A 19073-nucleotide genomic window follows, 5' to 3' on the forward strand; every position below is an offset into this window, starting at 1 on the left:
ACACAGCCGGCAGCCAAGCCAGAATCCGATCCGATGCGGCCACGACCCCGCAGGGCTGCGCTCGGCCCTGTGCCGGGATTCGGTGAGAAATGGCTACGCACTGAGCCGCTGCGTGGCCCCGCGATGTCGAAAACCCACGCATGAACCCCCGATCTGATGAAGGCGAAAGGCCTCTATGAGGACCTGGAGCGTGAAATGACTGCCGTGCAGATGCAGGCCAAGGCCATCGAGGATGAACTCAGTGTCTGGCCCGCCGATCTGATGGACAAAGCAGGATGCGTGGTCCATGTGGGCCAAAACGGCGCGGTCGCCGTGAAGTACGGCCTCATCCGCCCCGAGGACCGCAACGACATGGCGCAGGCTGCACGTCAGGCAGGCGAGGCTGGTCAGGCAGATATCGTGTCTCTGCCATCGCCCAAGACCCGGCCTGTCCATTCCGACAAGCTGATGCGCCGCCTGACCGCTCACCGCGTGGCGGCGGTGCAGGCCGAACTGCTGGCACGCCCCGATGTGGCTCTGGTCGCCATCACCGCGCAACTGGCTCAAAAGCTCTTGCTCAACCACGACTACCGCTACCACCAAGAGGATCAAGTCCTGGCGATTTCCGTCACGGACAGCCAGTCCGCCTTGCTGTCCGCTGCCGAGGACATGGAGGCCAGTGCGGCATGGTTGCAGATGGACAGTGAACGCAAGGCTTGGGCCGATCAATTGCCACAGGAGCCCGATGCGGTGTTGGGCTGGTTGCTGGTGCAGGAACAAGCCATCGTGCTGCAACTGCTGACCTTCCTGGTGGCCTCGACCGTCACCGGCATTTACGGCATTGAGCCCAGGTCGCAAAGCACCGATGCCTTGGCTTTGGCCTTGGATCTGGACATGCGCCGGTGGTGGACCGCCAGCGGTTCGTCCTACCTGAATCATGTGTCCAAGAACCAAGTGATCACAGTGGTGACCGAGGCGGTGGACATCAATGCCGCTGCACCTTTGGCCGCGCTCAAGAAGGATGCTGCAGTCGCGGGGGCTGAGCAGGCCATCGCCGAATCTGGCTGGTTGCCCAGGTGCTTGCGCACGCTCGCCGTCAACAATGTGCAGCGCGAGGAAGGCGGCGAGGCTGCACCGAATGGGGCTGATGTCGAAGAGGATGTTGCAGAAATGACGGCCTAGTCATGCAACCGTGATCGCTGGCAAGGGGCGCAAGGGCAAGAGTCCTGCGCCCCTTTGCTTTCTTGATCAAGCAGAGGTCAATCGCGGCCATCTTTCACATCACCATCTGCTGGCGGTGCTGGTCGATGAACGCGGACCGCACCAAGGTACGCACCTGCCGCGCGTGTGCGTGCATGGCCTGCCAGCTGGGCCACCGACCGCCGCGCGGCACGGTCCACTTCGGGCGGCACCACGCCGCCACCGCGCACAGGGGGCGGGCAACCGGCGAAGGTTTCATAGTGCCCGATCAGCACTTCGTGCCGCAGGCCATGGCCGGTGACGCCCAAGTCCCGGACGGTGATGCCGAATTTGCTCAACACATAGTCGAACCGTCGCAGATTCCGGCGCAAGTCGTGCGCAGGGTCGCCCATGTGCGCATCCTGACTGCTCACCTGGGCTTGTGCGAACGCGACAGGGGGTCTCCTCGTTTTCAGTGCAATAAGTGACGGTACGAAAAGCTAGCACTGGCGCGGAGGTGGTGTTGGTAGATCGTTGATTTCATTGACTTTCCTGTTCACTTTCAAATCTGCGATTCGTGGCGTCAAACCGTGGTCGGTTTCATCCATTGGTGCCAGTTATCGATGCATTTGGCCGCGAAGGCAGGATTTGGTCAGCATAGCGGTCAACCGGGAAGCGAAACACACCCCGCAAGTTGATGCTCTCCAGCCTGGTGGGCGCAATCTTCCCGATCAGTTCCGGTGGAATGACCTGGCGGCGGTTCGACCAGCGATCCAGGACCGCCTGCATCTGTGAGGTATTCCACGCCATCACGATGTTGGCCATCAGGCTCAACGCATCGGCCACAGCCTGCATTTCATCGACACGTTTGGCCTGCGCCGGGCTGATCCGGCCGGTATAAATGGCGCGCTTGAGGGCGTTAACAGCCTCGCCCCGATTGAGCACCCGGCGCAACTCGTTCCTGAAAGCGTCCTTGACAAAGTAGTCAGCCAAAAACGCCGTACGCAGCAACCGCCCCAATTGCACGCCAGCCTCATAGATTGGATCGCCCTGGGCGGCAGAACCGAACCGCGCAAGAGCTGCCACCGCACTGGCATGTCCGCTCATGACCGAGGCTGCCAGGTGCACCAGACTATCCCAATGCTTTTCGATCAAAGCGACGTCGACATTGGCTTCGCACACCGCAGCGATTTCTGCGGGCACTTTGGTGCCGCGTGGCACAAAGAGGTGGCGCTGTTTGAGTTCCTTCAACCGCGGGCAAAGATCAAAACCAAGCAAACGGGCATGTGACATGGCAAAGTCGGTGTAGCCATGGGTATCCACAGCAAGCTGGCTGGTCTCCAGCTTTTCTTGGCGGATGACACCTTCAATGGCCACGCCCGCCTGGCGCTCATTGAGCACAAAGGGCTGCGCATGGAAGATGCCCCACCGGTCTTTTACATGGGAGTAGATTCCAATGGAAGGTGTGTTGCGCCGAGGATCAAGCCGGGCTTGCCACACCCGTTTGGTGGTCTCCATGCTCATCATGTCAGAAGATGCCAAATCACCGCCCCCAGGTGGCGGCAATCGGGTGTCGCTGCATGAATTCCAGCACAGCCTGGCAGGCCTGGCTCAGACGCCGTTCGTCCCGCGCCCAGCGCATGGCCTGGCGAATGCTGGTGGCAGACAATTGCGGAATCATGCGCGCGCATTCGACCGCAGTCAGACTGGTGCCGTGGGCCATGATGCCGGCATAGACCATCAGCAGCTCGTCGGTAGAGCGCGGCTCACGTCCGAGCATGATCCAGCTAAAGCGCACCTGGGCGTCAACGGCCAGAATCACTTCCGGCAATTGAACCTCACCGATGCGGTGATCCAAAGCCGCGCGCAGCTTGGTCACTTCTGGGTCTTCGTCCTCTGCGGGCAATGGCGACAAATGGAGTTCATCATCCACGCGCAGTACGCCACTGCGGGCTGCAGCGGCCACCGCATCGACACCGGCAGTTACTCTGGCCAGCAAAGGCTTCAAGAAAGTGGCAGCCTTGCTGGGTAACGATAGACGGGCATAGTGTTTCTTGGACTCTGCCTGCCAACGCTCGTCCGTGAAGAACAAGCGCGCACGACCCCGAAAGCTCAGGCTGTGCTCAATCCAGACCGAGCCATTGCGCACCGCGCGGCGCAGGGCAAACAGGGTGGCCACCTCCAACGCCTGAAACGCCCGTTCCCGGTCTGGGCTGGAGATCGAAACCTGCCAGATCATTCCCAGACTTGGTGCCACCACTTCAACTGGCAGCTTTCTGGATCCTTTGAGATATAAAGCTTGCAGCTTGGCAAGGTACTCGATGGCAGGATGCTCGCCGGTGGCCTGCCAGGGCAGCTTTGCAATGGCGACGAGCAACGACCGCACGGGGCGAATTCCATCAATCAATCCCTCGCGGACCAGGGAGGCCCTGCTCGGTGGTTTGCGTTTCTGGGTTTCGGTGATCAAGGCTTCAAGACGGGCACGCAACTCAGCATCTGGCACCGCACCTTGCGCGCTCAAGGCAACAAGTTCGCCGAGCAGCGTTTTGTACATTGCGGCCCAATTGACGGTAGCGGGGACATCGGCGGCAGCCTGACGCCACAGATCGGCGATCCGGCGCTGCACCATAAGGATCAACTGGTCTGTGGTGGTGAACAGGCAATACCGAAGAAAGCATGCGACCTCCACGGTGCGCGCTGGCTCTTTGATCTTGGCTCCGGCTGAGGGCGGCCTGGAGACAAGTCGGCGCGCGTAGCGGCGCAAGATGAGATCGGGGATGTCTGCCAGGTGCTTATGAACGTCCAGCGTGTAAAGCAGGTCGATGCGCTCCAGTACCTCGCTGATTTGGCGGGTTGAGTGTTTCGCCGGTGCAGCCCATAGCCAACTCTGCTGGGTTTGTCCATCTGGGCGCAGCTCTGAAACTGAGGCTCGCCAGCGATCAAGTGTTGCTGGATCAACGCTGGCGGCGATGGCGGTGCCTGTTTCAACTTCAAGCTGGGCAAGTGCCGCCGCAATCAGTGTCCGAATTGCCCGCTCGTGCACGATCACCAGCTTGTTCTTGTACAGCCATTGACGCGCCCGCACGAGTAGCTGATCGCGGTCGGCGCAGCGCGCCACTTCGTCGCGCAGTTCACGTACCAGTGAGCGGCGCTGGTGCTCGCTCATCCACTGGAATCCACACCGTGCAGGCTACTTGTTGGTGATCGAATAGCGTGCGCCCGCGTTCATACATGGCTCTCAGCGAGGCGACTTCTGGTGCTGCAATGCCAAGCTCGTTGCCAAGGTGGCGCCACAAGGCTACTGGAATTACCCGAAAGGCACCGAGCAAACGCCCACTCATGCGCAGGAAACCAATATGGAGCGCCAGACCAAGCTTGTGGGAATCACCTCGGCGTGCATTGATTGCGTCGCGCTCGGCACCATCGAAGGTGAAAAATGCCTTCATCTCGAAGTCGCTGATATCGCGGGGGAGCCCACGCATCCCCAAAAACGTTGTGTGCCAACCCTGCATCGTGAACCTCAAAAGTGGGAGGCCACCATACCCGTTTACAAAGCGAACAGGAAAGTCAATGAAATCAACGGTCTACCCAGACCACCCCCGCGCCAGTGCTAGGGAAGGTCTGCACAACCACCGCTGACGCGGCGGCTTGGGGCTGTTATTTCAGATGACGACACTTTTTTGCGTTCAAAGGGCAGATACGGGGCGTATTGAGCCCCAGTCGTGGCCCCTTGGCCGTTTTTGGGCGCACTCATCCCTGCGCCCCCATATTCAAGAGTCGTTTGCGCACCATCCACAGGTTGGACAGTGCAAACAGCGTCATCAGATTGGCCGTATTCTTGGCCAGCCCACGGTACTTGACCTTGACGTAGCCGAACTGCCGCTTGATGACACGAAACGGATGTTCCACCTTGGCACGGATGCTGGCTTTGGTCTTTTCCAACCGCTCCAGGATGCTGCCCATGGGCGTGCTCTTGTCCATGGCCTTTCGCTTGCCAGGCATCATGGCGATGTGCCATTTCACATCCGGGTGCTTGGCTTGAATTTCTTCGCGCTTTTCAATACCCCGGTAGCCCGAATCGGCAAAGACGTCCGTTTCTTGGCCGTGCAACAGCGCGTGTGCCTGGGTGATGTCGTGCGCGTTGGCCGCCGTGGTGGTCACGCTGTGCACCAGCCCCAAATCGGCATCCGAGCCGATGTGCGCCTTCATGCCGTGGTGCCACTGGTTGCCCTTTTTGGTCTGGTGCATCTCGGGGTCGCGCGCGCCTGTGCTGTTCTTGGTCGAACTCGGCGCCGCAATCAACGTCGCATCCACGACTGTGCCTTGCTTGAGCAGCAAACCCTTGGCGGTGAGCGTGGCGTTGACGGTTGCCAAGATTTGCAAGCTCAGATCGTGAGCTTCGAGCAAATGGCGAAAACGCAAGATGGTGCTTTCGTCGGGAAGATGGTCCTCTCCCATGTCCAGCCGGGCAAACTCACGGAACATCGGCGTGTCATAAAGGGCTTCTTCCATGGCCGGGTCAGACAAGTTGAACCACTGCTGCAAAAAGTGAATGCGCAGCATCGTTTCCACAGCAAACGGTGGACGACCACCTTTGGCGCCACGCGCCGGCGCGTGTGGCGCAATCAAGCCCACAAGCTCAGCCCAGGGCACGACCAGGTTCATCTCGTCGAGGAACTCGCGCTTGCGCGTTCTCTTGGTCTTGCGTTCAAATCCAGTGGTGCTCAGGCTCATCTGCTTCATGCTGTCACTGTCTCACATTCAGGGCTGCATGCGGAGGTTTTGCAGACCATCCCTAGCTTTGCGTACCGTCACTTATTGCACTGAAAACGAGGAGACCCCTTGATGCCCTCGGGCGTGGCCTCGGCGGCCACGGTCTTGGTATTCAGCATCACGTTGTCGAAACGGCCATGGACAAGCCCGCCGTGGTGCTGACCCAACCGTTCGATGGCCAATCTGCCTCCGTGGGCAACGGCATGATGGTGGCGTTGGTGGTGAAGTCCAAGGACATGGTGGACCGCGTCTACCAAAAGGCCATCGCACTTGGCGCCAAGGACGAGGGGCCCAATGGCCCGCGTGGCGAACAGTTCTACGCCGGCTACTTCCGCGATCTGGACGGCAATAAGCTCAACGTGTTTTGCATGGGCTAGGCCGGAGGGGCTGATGCGTCTGCCTGCGCGCTCAGCCTGGGCAAGGCCAGCAAGGCGATGCCCGCAGCCAGCAGGTAGTGCAGCGCCTGGGTGCTGTTGAAGTAGTCGAGGTACAGGGTGCCCGGCTTGCCGGTCGCCGCCACCGCGAAGCTGCCGACCAGCAACAGCGCGCCGACGATGGCCAGCGCGCGGCGTTGCTGCAGTGCAGTCCAGACGATCACCAGCGCCGACAGGCCCGGCACGATCTGGCTCCACAACCCGACGCCCATCACGGTCAACGCGACACCGACACCGCCGACGACCACCACACATCGGCCCACTGCGGCCGCACGCCTGGCGATTGCTGCATCGGGCCAGCGCAATCCGGCGGCCAACAAGGTGAACGCCACACAGGCTGCCAGCAAGCTGAAGAAGCGATGCGGCCCATAGACCATCGCAACGCCGGAAAAGCGCAGTACGCCCAAGAGCGCGGCCAAGCCAATCAGGCCCGCCCCCACCGCAATGGCCGGGCGTGTGCGCAGATCACGCCAGGCCACCGTGGCGCACACCAGCAGGAGCACCAGATCCGACAGAGCGTCCGGGTTCATGCGGCCACCTGCCCCAACGCGGTACGGCGGCGCAGCAGCCAGACCACACTGGCGACGGCAAAAACCAGCACCGCAGCGCGCAGCGCGACCGGGGCCTGAAAGCCAAACCAGTCGGGCAGCAACGCAAACACGGCACCGACCGCCAGCAGCCGCAACATCTCCAGCCAGCGCCCCCAGGGCAATCCTTCGAGCAGCGCGCCCAAGGCCACAGCGGTGAAGGCAATCACCCCGGCGTATACCAGTGCATCGGCTGTCGGGATGTCTTTGACGATGCCCAGGAAATGCACCACCAGCGGCACCAACAGCGCGTACTGCAGCGCCACATACCAGCGCATCGCAGCCGGCGTCTGGCGCGTGTAGCGCTGAAATGTGGCGGGCTCGAAATGGGCTATGGGTTCATCGGTCCAGCCACCGGGCGGCGCGACCCACACACCGACCTTGGCGCGCCAACCTTGGGCCGCGACGGATTCGCGCCACAGGTCGGCGTAGTAATGCAGGTTGCCCCAGATCGGGCTGTAGCTCTTCAAGGGTTTGCGGATGCCGTAGACGATCTTCTCACCGTCGCGCTCGTCTTCGAACGTGCCAAACAGACGGTCCCACAGAATCAGAATGCCGCCGTAGTTTTTGTCGATGCAGTAGTCGTTCTGGCCATGGTGGACGCGGTGGTTGCTGGGCGTCACCAGGATGCGGTCCAGCACGCCCAGGCGACCGATCAGTTCGGTATGCACCCAGTACTGGTACAGCAGGTCAATCAATCCGACGATCACCAGCATCTGCCACGGAATACCGAGCACCGCCAGCGGCAGGTAGAAGGCCCAGCCCAGCAGCGCGCCGGTCGATGTCTGGCGCAGTGCGGTGGACAGGTTGTAGTACTCCGACGAATGGTGCACCACATGCGAGGCCCACAGGATGTTGACCTCGTGACCCATGCGGTGCGCCCAGTAGTAGCACAGGTCGTACAGGATCAGCGCCAGCACCCACAGCCAGGCATTGCCCATCGACCACTCGGTGAGCCGGTAGGTGTCGTACACCGCAATGTAGATGCCCAGGGTGGCGACCTTGGTGAACGCGCCGGTCAACTGGCTCAACACGCCATGGTGCAGGCTGGTGACAGCGTCGGGAATGTCGTACACCGCCAGTCCCCTGCGCCGGGCCCACCAGGCCTCCAGAACAATGGTCAGCAGGAATACGGGAATGGCAAAGAGAATCGGGTTCATGGGCTTGTCTCTCTCGTAGTGCAACACCTCTTGTCGGGTGCTGTCATCGTTAGCGGCCAGTCTACACTGCAGGCCATGCACAGTTTTGATGTCGTGATCGTGGGCGCCGGGGCGGCCGGCCTGTTTTGCGCGGGCCAGGCCGGGCAACGCGGTCTGAAGGTTTTGCTGCTGGACCACAGCGAAAAAGTCGCCGAGAAAATCCGCATCTCGGGCGGCGGCCGGGCCAACTTCACCAACACCGACGTCAGCGCCGCCAATTTCCTGAGCGAGAACCCGCGCTTTGCAAAGTCGGCGCTGGCCCGCTTCACGCCGCGCGACTTTCTGGCGCTGATGCAAAAGCACCAGATCCCCTTTCATGAAAAGCACAAGACGGATAGGCGTTTTAACCGCATGAGGCCAAGTATCGCACCGCGGAAGCGCCATCAAGCCGGCTGAGACACTCGATTTTCCCGCCCAGGTGTCAGGTTCACCACCAGGGTTTGGCGTTCAGGAGAGTGATTTGCGGCGCTCGGCGTGTACCGGGCGCAGAGCCAGTTCGCGGCAAGTCAAAATCGCCGCTTTGTTCATTCACCAACTGATGCGCTGATCGACCTCAAAGTCCGGTGCCGGTTGCGCCGCTAGGTCCCAGTCTGCTGGCTCGGTTTGCGCCCCGTCATCCATCTGCGCATCACTACAGTCATCCCACAGCGGTGGCCCGCGCGCCGGGGAGATGCGGGGTGGCCGGTGCTGGATTCAAGAATGAGCCGCTCGGGCACGCCGTGCCCGGCCTCGCGCGTCATGGCACCCGCCAGCGCACTGAGCGAGCCGGACATGGCCGAGAGCTTGTCGGCTTCATGGTTGTTCGACAGCGTGGAGGCCACGGTCAGCCCATCGGCACTGGCCAGAGTGGCGCTCAGCACACCGGGCGTCCCGCGCTGCAGCTCGGCCAGGAGCAACCAGGTGCCCCAGACAATGGCTCGCGGCATAGCGCCGGTGCGATGGCACAGCGTGGCCAGCGAGAACATGAACACACCGGCCATGCGCAGCGCGTAGGTGTTGGTCAGCTCGTAGGTCAAGCGGCTGCCGAAGGTGTAGGTGCCGCTGTCGAAGAAGCGTTCGCCGTACTGCGCGTGCGCCGCCAGCAGCGCCTGCGTTCCCGCCGCGGCGACAAAGCACATGGCCAGGAAGAGCACACCGCTGCCGAAGTACACCGACGCCAGGAAGCGGTCCTCTCGTGCGCCGATGTGCGTGCGCACCACGCCGATGAACCACAGGAAGGCGATGCCGCCCCAGGCCAGCAGGTGCGTGGCCAGGCGCAGGTTGCCGGCCGGGTCGGCGAGCCAGCCGCCACGCTCGACGATCGATCCCGGAATCGACAGCCGCACCATCAGCAAGGCCGCGCCGAACAGCAGCGCGAAGGCGACACCGGCCACGGCCGCCGCGCGCGGCACGGCGCTCAGCGACGGCGGGTCTTCGTTCACTTCAGGTCCTGGGCCAGCGCCGTGGCGTTCTGCGCGGTCAAGCCGAAGATCGACAGCTGCGGGTTGGCGCCGATGCTGGTGGGGAACACCGACCCATCCATCACCGACAGGTTGGCCAGCTGGTGATGCCGGCCGCGGCTGTCGACCACGCCGCGCTTCGGGTTCTGGCTCATCGCGCAGCCGCCCATCAGGTGCGCGGTGAACAGCGTGGCGCGAAACTTCTTCAGCGGCAGTTCGGCGATGGCCCTCTTCGCGTCGCTCCAGCTGGTCGCGTAGCGCGCGTCGATGTGCGCCGAACGCACCTTCTCGGCACCGGCCGCAAACTGCAGTTCAGCCATGCTCAGCCAGGCGCGGCGTGCGCCCTCCCACACATAGTCGCTCAGGTCATAGTCCAGCATCGGGCTGCCGTCGTCGGCCAGGCGCACGCTGCCGCCGGGGCTTTGTTCGACGAAGCCGTCGCGCAGCAGCGCCAGCACGGCGTTGCTGTGCGCCAGTGCCGCCATCTCGCGCTTCAGATCGTCACCGAACGCATTGAGCACGCCCGCACCGATGCCGGGAAAGATTGGCGGCACCTCGAGCTTGTAGCCCATCGGCCCGGTGGCGCCGTCCTTCCACTGGAAGTGGTCGGAGGCAATGGACTGCGGCGCGCCGAAGAACGGGTCGATGCGCTCGGGCATCTGCGCCAGCGACAGCACCACCGGGTGGATGAAGCTGCGTTTGCCGAGGATCTGATGCGGGTCGGGCGCTTTCGACCGCAGCAGCAGTGCCGGCGTGTTGATGGCGCCGCCGGCAGCGATGTAGTGCCGCGCCTTGATCGTCAGCAGCGTGCCGCTGGGCGTGCGGCCGTCTTCGCGCAGGGCTTCGCCGACCGCGCCGCTGATCTTGCCGTCGACATGCTGCAGCTGGCGCACGCGCACGCGGTGCACCAGCGTCGCGCCCTGTTTCAACGCCCCGGGGATGGTGGACACCAGCGTCGACTGCTTGGCGTTGACCGGGCAGCCCAGGCCGCAGTAACCCGAGTTCCAGCAGCCGCGCACGTTGCGCGGAATGGCGTGCGCCTCCCAGCCCAGCTTCTGGCAGCCGCGCATCAGCACGCTGTTGTTGGGGTTGTGCGCCTCCCACAGCATCACGTCCAGGCGCTTTTCCATCATCTCGAACCAGGGCTTCATCTCGTCGACGCTGTGGCCGACCACCTCGCACTCCGAGGCCCAGAACTTCAGCGTGGGCGCCGGCGTGCGGAAGCTCGAGGTCCAGTTGACCGTGGTCGAGCCGCCGACCGAGCGGCCCTGCAGCACCGCGATGGCACCGTCCGAGGTAGCGCGTGCGCCGCCTTCCTGGTACAGCTCGCGCATCGCGCGGCCCTCGTCCATGTCCTTGAAGCTGGCCGAGGTGCGCAGCGCGCCTTCTTCCAGCAGCAGCACCTTCAGGCCAGCGAGCGCCAGCACCTCGGCGGCCACGCCGCCGCCGGCACCGCTGCCGATGATGGCCACGTCGGCTTCCATCGTCTGCGGCGCCGTCAGCTTGGCACCGTCGATGACCTTCCAGCCCGAGGCGATGCCTTCGCTGTAGATGTCGGGTAGAGCCATGGTCTCTCGTCCTCAGGAATTGACGGCCTTGAACACGTACTCCAGCGGCCCGGGGTAGCCGGTGGACGGCCAGCTCTCGGGCAGCAGGTAGAAGCTGCTCGACGTGAGCCTGACCAGCACGTTGCCGCCAACGTTCAGCGTTGCGAAGCGGCTGCCGCGCCAGCGCGCCAGGAAGGCGTGCATCTTGTCAATGCCGGCGTCGTTCCAGGCACCGACTCCCGTCAGCGCGTAACGCAGCGGTGCGATGGCCAGCAGGTCCAGCAGCTTGCGCAGCTCCTGCCGTGAGCCCAGGTCGAGCGCGGCACAGGCACCGTCGACGTTGCGCAGTACCGCCTCGACCAGGGTCTTGCGTTTGGCGGCGTCAAAGCTGCCCAGTTCGGTGACCACGGCCGGCGCCAGCGCCGTGAACAGCTCGACATCGCCCGGTTGCAGGAAGGCGTAGCCGGCCACCGGCGCCTTGGCACTGCCACTGCAGCCGACCGTGCCGGCCAGTACCAGCGCCAGCGAAAAACCGGCGCCGACCTTGAGGAAATCGCGCCGCGCCAGGCCAGGTATGGACAGCGGATCGTTGATTGGAGCCGAGTTGGTCATCGCAGCGTCCTCGCCTTCAGGGCGTGACGATGTTGAACAACGGCGGGAACTCGACGATGTTGGCCACCACCGTGCCGAAGCCCTGCGGGTTGCCCTCGACCTTGACCATCCCGGCCTGCACCAGTTCGTGCAGCTTCTTGCCCTGCAGCAGCATCGCCAGGAAGGCCGGGCGCGTCAACGTGATGGTCACGTCGGGGTTCTTCAGCACACGGCCCTGGGTGTTGTTGAGCACCGAGTTCGACAGCTCCAGCGCCCAAGTCTCGTTGACATCGGTGAAGACCATCTGCACCGCCGCCTTCAGCCCGTCAGTCTTGGTGTGGTCCAGGCGCAGCGCGATGTAGTCGAAGAGCAGCTCGTTGCTCATGCCGCGCACCGTGTCCGGCCCGCTGGAACTGACGTTGGCGGTCTGCGGGCCCTTGCGCAACTCCATCGCACCCAGCAGGTAGGCATTGCGCCACGGCGCCGATTCGGCCTGGTAGCCCAACTGCTCCAGCGCGTCGGCCTGCAGCGCGCGCGCTTCGGCATTGGCGGGGTTGGCGAAAACCACGTGGTTGACCATCTCGGCCACCCAGCGGTAGTCGCCGTCGGCAAAGGCCTTGCGGCCGGCGGCCAGCGCCGCCGCCTCGCCGCCCATCGCGGCGACATAGCGCTTGGCACTATCCACCGGCGGCAGCCGATGCAAGGTGGCAGGGTTGCCGTCGTAGTAGCCGAGGTAGAAGTTGTAGACCGCGCGCAGGTTGTGGCTGAGCGTGCCGTAGTAGCCGCGCGACGCGGCATCGGCCGCCAGCGCCTTGGGCATGAAGGTCTCGCTGCCCAGCTCGTCCATCACCTTGCCCTGGTTGGCCAGGTTCAGCGCCCGATCATGCAGGAAGCGGTAGGTGTCGCGCTGGTTGGCCAGGAAGCCGCGGATGTTTTCCTTGCCCCAGGTCGGCCAGTGGTGGCTGGCGAAGGCCACCTCGGCGTCGGGGAACAGGTCCATCGTCTCGTTGATGTACTTGCTCCACAGCAGCGCGTCGCGCACCTGCGCGCCGCGGATGGTGTAGACGTTGTGCATCAGCTTGGTCGCCACCTCCGACAGGCACAGCGCCTTCTTGTCGGGGAAATAGAACATGAACTCCGACGGCGCCTCCGAGCCCTTGGCCATCTGGAACTGGATGCGCACGCCGTCGATGGTCATCTCCTCGCCGGTCTTCTTGATGTATTGCGTGGGCGGAATCAGCCCCGGCACGCTGCTGCTCAGGGCCAGCCCCAGGCCCGTGCCGAGCGTGCCCTGGCCGCTGGCCGGCAGGCCCACGCCGTACATGTACTGGGCGCGGCGCGACATGGCGTTGCCGGCGAGCACGTTCTCGGCGATGGCGTGTTCCATGAACGCATCGGGCGCGATGATCTTGACCTTGCCCGAGCGCACGTCGGCCTCGTCGACCACGCCGCGCACGCCGCCGAAGTGGTCGGCATGGCTGTGGGTGTAGATCACCGCCACCACCGGCTTGCTGCTCTTCAGCGTGTCCATCGCCAGCTTCAGGCCCGCGCGCGCCACCGGCGCGGTGAGCAGGGTGTCGATGACGATCCAGCCGGTGTTGCCTTCGACCAGCGTCATGTTGGCGATGTCGTAGCCGCGGATCTGGTAGATGCCGTCGGCCACCTTGAACAGGCCCTGCGCATGCTGCAGCTGCTGGTTGCGCCACAGGCTCGGGTTGGCCGTGGCCGGCGCATCGCTCTTGAGGAAGTCGAACTTGCGCGTGTCCCAGACGATGCGGCCGTCGGCGGCCTTGACCAGCGGGTCGTTCAGCTCGGCCAGCTTGCCGCGCGTGGCGTCGTCGAAATCGCGCTTGTCGAAGGCGGCGACCGCCTGGCGCATGGCCTGGTTGGCATTGACCGTGGTCGGCGTGGCCGGCTTCGGTGTCATGTCGGCCGCGTTCGGCGCGGACGCGCAGCCGCCGACGAGCAGCGCCGCGCCGATCAGCGCGGCCAGGGGGTGGGTCGCAGGGTTCATGGTCGGTCTCCTTCTTTGGGGTTTGTCGGGCGGGTCGATGTGGAGCGGTCGGGCGGCTCAGCGCAGGTCCGGGTCGCCATGGCCGAGGAAGAACTTCAGCGCCAGCTTCTGCACGAAGCTGCCGTACGGCGGATGGAACAGCTGCGTCGGAAACCAGCGCCGGCGCTCGAACACGGTGCGGGCGTGCGACAGCTCGCGAAAGCCCTCTTCGCCGTGGTAGTTGCCGATGCCCGAATTGCCGATGCCGCCAAAAGGCGCGTCATGGTTGATGGCGTGCCAGCCCCAGTCGTTGAGCGTGACGCCGCCGGAATGCGTGCGCCGCAGCAGCTCGTCGCGCTCGGCCGCGTCGTGGCTGAAGCAGTACAGCGCCAGCGGCCGGGGCCGCGCGTGGATGAAGGCGATGGCGTCGTCGAGCTGGTCGTAGGGCACTACCGGCAGCACCGGCCCGAACAGCTCTTCCTGCAGCACGGTCATGTCCGGCGTTGCACCGGTGACGATGTGCAAGGGCAGCTGGCGGTTGCCGGCCGCCGGCAGCGGCGCGCAGGCGGTGACCGTCGCGCCCTTGGCGCGTGCGTCGTCCAGTGCGGCCTGCAGCCGATGCAACTGGCGGTCGCTGACCACACTGGTGAAGTGCGGGTTGCCTTCGGTGTGGCCGCCGTACATGGCTTCGAAACCGGTCCTCACCGCGGCCACGAACGCATCGACGCTCTCGCGCGGCACCAGCGCGTAGTCGGGTGCGATGCAGATCTGGCCGCCGTTGACCGACTTGCCGTGCGTGATGCGCCGCGCTGCATCGGCCAGCGGATAGTGGCGCGACACCACGGCCGGCGACTTGCCGCCAAGTTCCAAGGTCACCGGGGTCAGGTTCTGCGCCGCGGTGCGCATGACGATCCTGCCCACCGCGGGCGAGCCGGTGAAGACGATGTGGTCGAAGGGCAGCGAAGTGAAGACGTTGGGGTCGGCCAGTTCCTCGCCGACCACCGCCACCAGGTCCTCGGGGTAGACCTCGGCCAGCAGCCGCTTGAACACCGCGTTGGTGGCGGGAGTGACTTCGCTCATCTTGATCATCACGCGGTTGCCGGCCGCCAGCGCGGTGACCAGCGGGCCCAGCGCCAGATAGATCGGGAAGTTCCACGGCACGATCACGCCGACCACGCCCTTGGGCTGGTAGGTCACCGTCAGGCGGTTGCCCAGGAACAGCAGCTCGGTCGAGCGCTTGCTGGGCTTCATCCAGCGTTTGACGTGCGCGATCGCATGGTTGGCTTCGAGCACCGAGCCCAGCAGGTCGAGCATCTTCGATTCGGCCGCGGGGCGGAAACCGAAGTCGGTGCTCATCGCCTCGGACAACAGGCCCTGGTAGCGCTGTGTCTGGCGCTTCAGCGCGCGCAGCCGCTCGAGCCGCTCGTCGGCACTGGGGCAAGGCTGCGCCAGGCAGGCGGCGCGCTGCGCCGCGAACAGCCGCTGCACCCGTTCCACCGCGGCCATCGCCTGCAGCGATGGGTGGATGTTGTCGTTCATGCCCGTCTCCTCATTCAGCGCTTCGCGCTGTCCTCGGCCACCGCCGTCACCTTGTGCAGCGCGGCGCGCAGGCGTTGCGCGCTGACCGGACGCTCCAGGAAGTCGGTGCCGTCCAGGCGCGCCACGTCCACCGCCGTGCGGAAGGCGCTGTGCGGCCCGAGCACCACCACCGGCAGCGCCTGCCCGTGCCGGCGCAGGCTGCGCACCAGTTCCAGGGCCACCACGGATAGGAAATTCAACCGCATGAGGCCAAGTATGGCACGAGTTTTGGGCCTCGAAACACGTTCGGCCAAGGAAGGTTGAGCGCTCGCTTGCCGCTCAATGGCAAGAGCTTGGGAGGCAGTATGCATTTGGGCCTGGCGCGCGCGCAGCTGCTTCCCCGCAGCGATGGATACCGCCGCTTCACTGGGTCACCAATTGACGCGCTGGTCTACCTCGTCGGGTTGAGCTGCCAGATCCCAATCCGGCTCGCCTTGCGCACCATCATCCACCGGCGCGTCGCAGCCCTCCCACAGCGGTGGCCCGCGTGCCGGGGTGATGTGCGGGGGGGCAGACTCCACCCCGATGTGGTTCAGGATGTGGCGGATTTCGGCGCTGTGGGTGATGAAGGCAATGATGCGCATCTGCCCACCGCACATGGGGCACAGCAGCGGAAATGCCTCGTAGATGCGGGCAATCAGCACCGCCCACAAGTAATGCGCCGCTCGCTTCGGGCGTGCTTCAGGTTCGGGTGTGGGTGTGGCCGCGTTGCCCGGCGCCGCCACCCCAGGTACGCCCGCGCCAGGTTGTGCAGTCTCCACCGTGGCTGGTTGCGACGCAGCAGGCTGAGCCAGCGCCGTTACCGCCGCTCTCAGCGGCGAGTTTGGTGCCAGCACACCAAAGTAGCGGTGCCGGTGGGTGCGTGGCGGTGGCACCAGCGCGGCGATGCGGTCGATCAGTTCCAGCGGTGTGAGGTGCAGCTCATCTGCCTTGGCACCACGCTTGTCACTGGTGGGCTCGCTGCGCTGTTTGGCACAGCGGTACACCAGTTTGCTTCCCTCTTTGCGTAGGCGCTCCATGGAAAACGGTGGACGCGCGCAATAGCGCAGCAGCCGCTCCAGCGCAGCGCGGTCGTGGGCTTCGATGCAGACACCGGCGTCCACCGAGAAGCCGCTGTGTTTGTAGCCCAGCATGTCTTTGGCGTCACAGTTCTCCAGCAGGCCCCGAGCAACGAAGGCGCGCAGGATGCGTTTTTGCAGTGTGGTCTGCACTGGGGCCACGGTAGCCGCATCGATGCCGGTGGCCGCGTGAAAGATGACACCCGGCGATGAGATTCGAGGGGTCGCATCAGCATCGCCCTCGCCCTCCACTTCCTCAAACACCCCGTCCACCACACAAACGTGGAAGTGGACGTGTTCATTGAGGCTGGAGCCGAATCGGTGAATGAAGGCGATGGCACCGATGTGCAGGCCTGCCTTGTCCATATGGGCCGCACCGGGGCTGTGGGTCTGCAGAGTTTGTGCGATCACCCGCAGAAAGATGCGCAGCACCATGCTCAGCACCGCTCCGTCGCGTTGCATGAAGTACCGCAACCTCTTGGGCACGGAGAGCACCCACTGGCGCACCGGCAGGCGGGGGAATACGTGATCGTTCAGGTGCGCTGCTGTCTCCACCATGCGCCGGGTGGTGCACGAGGGGCAGACTCCCCGGCCTTTGCAGGAGAAGGCTACAAAGTAGTCGTGCCCACAGTCGCCGCAGCGAGCGCGGGCAAAGCCATGGGCAAAGATGCCGCACTCAAGATACTTGGCAAACGCTTTGCGCACGAAGGGCTTGGGGGTGTGGTGGTCGCCCTGGCCGTCGAACTGACCCGCGCTGGCCAACTCTAGCCAGGTCTCGTAGTGCTCGGCTACCGTTTGGTAGAGCAGCGTGCGTTCGGGGTGGCGTGGGTTGTAGAGCTTGGGCTTGGAAGTGGCTGACATGAATACTGTACAACTGCACAGTATTCTGCGGCGATTGTTTGGGTACGCAAAGCACAAGGCCCGAACCGTCGCCAGTTCGGGCCTTGTCAGGGTAGCTTGGCTGCGGACTTACTTGCGCGCAGGCGGCACATCCGTGCAGCTGCCATGCGCCACTTCCGCCGCCATGCCAATGGATTCGCCAAGGGTTGGATGCGGGTGGATGGTCTTGCCGATGTCCACTGCGTCGGCACCCATCTCGATAGCCAGCGCGATCTCTCCGATCATGTCGCCCGCGTGGGTGCCGACCATGCCACCGCCCAAGATCTTGCCGTGGCCCCGGCCAGCATGGCCGTCTCCTGATCCTGCTTCGGGGCTGTCGTCGAACAGCAGCTTGGTGAAGCCTTCGTCGCGCCCGTTGGCAATGGCACGGCCGGAGGCGGCCCAGGGGAAGCGTGGCCGCAGAAGAAGATGAGGCGGGGCATGGCGCGCAGTATGCCCGGCGCCGCCCGGCTGGTTCTTCTTCTGGATGCGGTGTTCTCGGCGGGCCGCCAAGCTGCACTGGTTGGGCAAGAAAAGGCCGATGACCAAACCCCCGGTAGCATCTATGATCGAAGTGACCCGCACAGGCGCCGGCAGCGACTGCCCGGATCGTGATCCCATCAGCAGGTAACGCTCTGCAACATGGTGCGGATTGTGGTCGGTGGCGGTTACGCTGCGCCCATCAGGGGCCGAGGCGCGCCAAGCGCCTGCGGGATGATGTGCTCGCGCGTCAAATCGCTCTCGTGAAAGTGGTTGCCGCAGTACGCGCACACGTTGCGGTCGCGCGCGAAAAGCTTGCTGTTGGTGAGGCTCGGGCGCAGATCAAACGGGTTGATGCCCGGCACACCGCGCGTGCCGATGATGCTGTTGATGGTGATGACCGACTGCTGGCCGGTGACGGCGTTGTGCCCGCCGCGAAACACCGCCACCTGCTGGCCCGCCTCCCAGCGCACATCTTCTGACGCGTAGTGGATCACTGCCTGCTCCAGCGTGATCCACGATTGCGGCAAGCCCTGTGCCGACAGCTTGAGCACCTTCACAAAACGCCCCCTTGAAGCTGGAGCCGCCGATCATGGTGCCGTCCACATAGGTCGGGTTGATGCCCAGATGCTCGATCACCGGCATGGTCCACATGCTGGCGTTGACGCTGCAGGTGGCCAGGCCGTCGATGTCCTGCATGCTCAATCCCGCGTCCTGCACGGCCGCCTGCGCGGCGCGCACCAAGAGCGTCATGTCGTCCATGCCGGGCGCCTCGCCGCAGCCATAGGTGGCGGCGCCGGCGATGGCCACGCGCCCGCGCAGCGGGCGGTTCACGGCGGCGGCGTCAAAGAGGGATTGGGGAATGCGGCTCATGCGGCACCTCCTTGCGCCTGCACCGGGGTGAACAGCACCAGGCCGCGCCCGTCCTTCTGCGCCACATGGGCCTGCACACGCTGGCCGATGCGTACATCTTCGGGCGCCAGGCCCTCGACGCGGCTCATCATGCGCACGCCTTCATGAAGGTCGATCAGGGCCACGTTGTAGCTGCCGCCGGCGTCCGCCTTGCGCGCGATGGTGCTCGTGGAATAGACCGTGCCCAGGCCGCTGGGTCGCACCCAACGCAGACCGCCGGCGCCGCAATGCGGACACAGCTCGCGCGGGGTGAACACATGGTGTTGGCACTGCGGGCAGTGCTGTATGCAGAAGCGGCCGGCGTCCAGCTCGGCCTGGTAATGGGTTTGTGCGCTCAGGTGCATGGTCACGAATGGGGTTGATAAGCCTGTTGCACGCCAGCATGCCCGCAGCGGCGACCGGCTTCAATTCGGCAATTTGAAAGGGCGGCTTTTGCGCCCGGCCA

General features: G+C 64.4%; 13 protein-coding genes and 6 pseudogenes. 3 read left to right on the forward strand and 16 right to left on the reverse strand.

Annotated features, from left to right (window positions below; all coding sequences use genetic code 11):
* Positions 1-156: 156 nt before the first annotated feature.
* The gene (locus P4826_RS12095; RefSeq protein ID WP_317700636.1) at positions 157-1161 is read left to right on the forward strand and encodes a hypothetical protein; all 1005 of its coding nucleotides are present in this window, start codon (positions 157-159) and stop codon (positions 1159-1161) included.
* A 77-nt stretch (positions 1162-1238) separates the two neighbouring features.
* Here P4826_RS12095 and P4826_RS12100 read toward each other — a convergent pair whose 3' ends face one another.
* The 3 genes and pseudogenes from P4826_RS12100 to P4826_RS12110 all read right to left on the reverse strand — a co-directional run bounded on the left by P4826_RS12100 (position 1239) and on the right by P4826_RS12110 (position 5901).
* Positions 1239-1571, reverse strand: a complete 333-nt coding sequence (locus P4826_RS12100; protein ID WP_317700637.1) for a hypothetical protein — start codon at positions 1569-1571, stop codon at positions 1239-1241.
* Between the two features lie 187 nt (positions 1572-1758).
* Positions 1759-4670: pseudogene (locus P4826_RS12105) on the reverse strand (Tn3-like element IS1071 family transposase).
* A 238-nt stretch (positions 4671-4908) separates the two neighbouring features.
* Positions 4909-5901, reverse strand: a complete 993-nt coding sequence (locus P4826_RS12110; RefSeq protein WP_105749641.1) for an IS5 family transposase — start codon at positions 5899-5901, stop codon at positions 4909-4911.
* Positions 5902-6068: 167 nt separating this feature from the next.
* Between P4826_RS12110 and P4826_RS12115 the strand changes: the two genes are divergently transcribed.
* Complete coding sequence (locus tag P4826_RS12115; protein WP_220805761.1) at positions 6069-6308, forward strand: VOC family protein; 240 nt, start codon at positions 6069-6071, stop codon at positions 6306-6308.
* Here P4826_RS12115 and P4826_RS12120 read toward each other — a convergent pair.
* Both P4826_RS12120 and P4826_RS12125 read right to left on the reverse strand, forming a co-directional pair.
* Positions 6305-6895 (reverse strand): hypothetical protein, encoded by a 591-nt coding sequence (locus P4826_RS12120; protein ID WP_057391497.1) that lies wholly within the window; start codon positions 6893-6895, stop codon positions 6305-6307. The two genes, P4826_RS12115 and P4826_RS12120, sit on opposite strands and share 4 nt — an antisense overlap.
* On the reverse strand, positions 6892-8112 hold the full coding sequence (locus P4826_RS12125) for a sterol desaturase family protein (protein ID WP_057391498.1): 1221 nt from the start codon (positions 8110-8112) through the stop codon (positions 6892-6894). The genes P4826_RS12120 and P4826_RS12125 overlap by 4 nt, the downstream gene beginning before the upstream one ends.
* Positions 8113-8187: 75 nt before the next feature.
* On the opposite strand from P4826_RS12125, the pseudogene P4826_RS12130 reads away from it, so the two are divergent.
* A pseudogene (locus P4826_RS12130) lies at positions 8188-8481 on the forward strand (FAD-dependent oxidoreductase); the annotation flags it as partial.
* Between the two features lie 416 nt (positions 8482-8897).
* Here P4826_RS12130 and P4826_RS12135 read toward each other — a convergent pair.
* The 11 genes and pseudogenes from P4826_RS12135 to P4826_RS12185 all read right to left on the reverse strand — a co-directional run.
* Positions 8898-9479, reverse strand: a pseudogene (locus tag P4826_RS12135) (roadblock/LC7 domain-containing protein); the annotation flags it as partial.
* Positions 9480-9568: 89 nt separating this feature from the next.
* Complete coding sequence (locus P4826_RS12140; protein WP_317700638.1) at positions 9569-11158, reverse strand: GMC family oxidoreductase; 1590 nt, start codon at positions 11156-11158, stop codon at positions 9569-9571.
* Positions 11159-11170: 12 nt separating this feature from the next.
* Positions 11171-11749 (reverse strand): hypothetical protein, encoded by a 579-nt coding sequence (locus tag P4826_RS12145; protein WP_317700639.1) that lies wholly within the window; start codon positions 11747-11749, stop codon positions 11171-11173.
* 16 nt (positions 11750-11765) lie between these two features.
* Positions 11766-13742, reverse strand: coding sequence for an alkyl/aryl-sulfatase (locus P4826_RS12150; protein ID WP_317700640.1), 1977 nt, complete (start codon positions 13740-13742; stop codon positions 11766-11768).
* A 57-nt stretch (positions 13743-13799) separates the two neighbouring features.
* A complete protein-coding gene (locus P4826_RS12155; RefSeq protein ID WP_317700641.1) occupies positions 13800-15260 on the reverse strand; it encodes a coniferyl aldehyde dehydrogenase in 1461 nt (486 codons plus the stop codon).
* 14 nt (positions 15261-15274) lie between these two features.
* On the reverse strand, positions 15275-15505 hold the full coding sequence (locus tag P4826_RS12160; protein ID WP_317700642.1) for a hypothetical protein: 231 nt from the start codon (positions 15503-15505) through the stop codon (positions 15275-15277).
* Positions 15506-15670: 165 nt separating this feature from the next.
* Positions 15671-17218: an IS91-like element ISCR8/ISPps1 family transposase gene (locus tag P4826_RS12165; protein ID WP_008328818.1), complete on the reverse strand. Its 1548-nt coding sequence runs from the start codon at positions 17216-17218 to the stop codon at positions 15671-15673.
* Positions 17219-17326: 108 nt separating this feature from the next.
* A pseudogene (locus P4826_RS12170) lies at positions 17327-17647 on the reverse strand (dihydrolipoyl dehydrogenase); the annotation flags it as partial.
* 293 nt (positions 17648-17940) lie between these two features.
* A pseudogene (locus P4826_RS12175) lies at positions 17941-18276 on the reverse strand (HNH endonuclease); the annotation flags it as partial.
* Positions 18248-18589 (reverse strand): annotated as a pseudogene (locus P4826_RS12180) (thiolase); the annotation flags it as partial. The pseudogenes P4826_RS12175 and P4826_RS12180, both read right to left, overlap by 29 nt.
* Positions 18586-18972 (reverse strand): Zn-ribbon domain-containing OB-fold protein, encoded by a 387-nt coding sequence (locus tag P4826_RS12185; protein WP_317700629.1) that lies wholly within the window; start codon positions 18970-18972, stop codon positions 18586-18588. The gene P4826_RS12185 and the pseudogene P4826_RS12180, both read right to left, overlap by 4 nt.
* Positions 18973-19073 lie beyond the last annotated feature (101 nt).

The sequence above is a fragment of the Diaphorobacter limosus genome (assembly GCF_033100095.1).
Taxonomy (GTDB): domain Bacteria; phylum Pseudomonadota; class Gammaproteobacteria; order Burkholderiales; family Burkholderiaceae_C; genus Alicycliphilus; species Alicycliphilus limosus.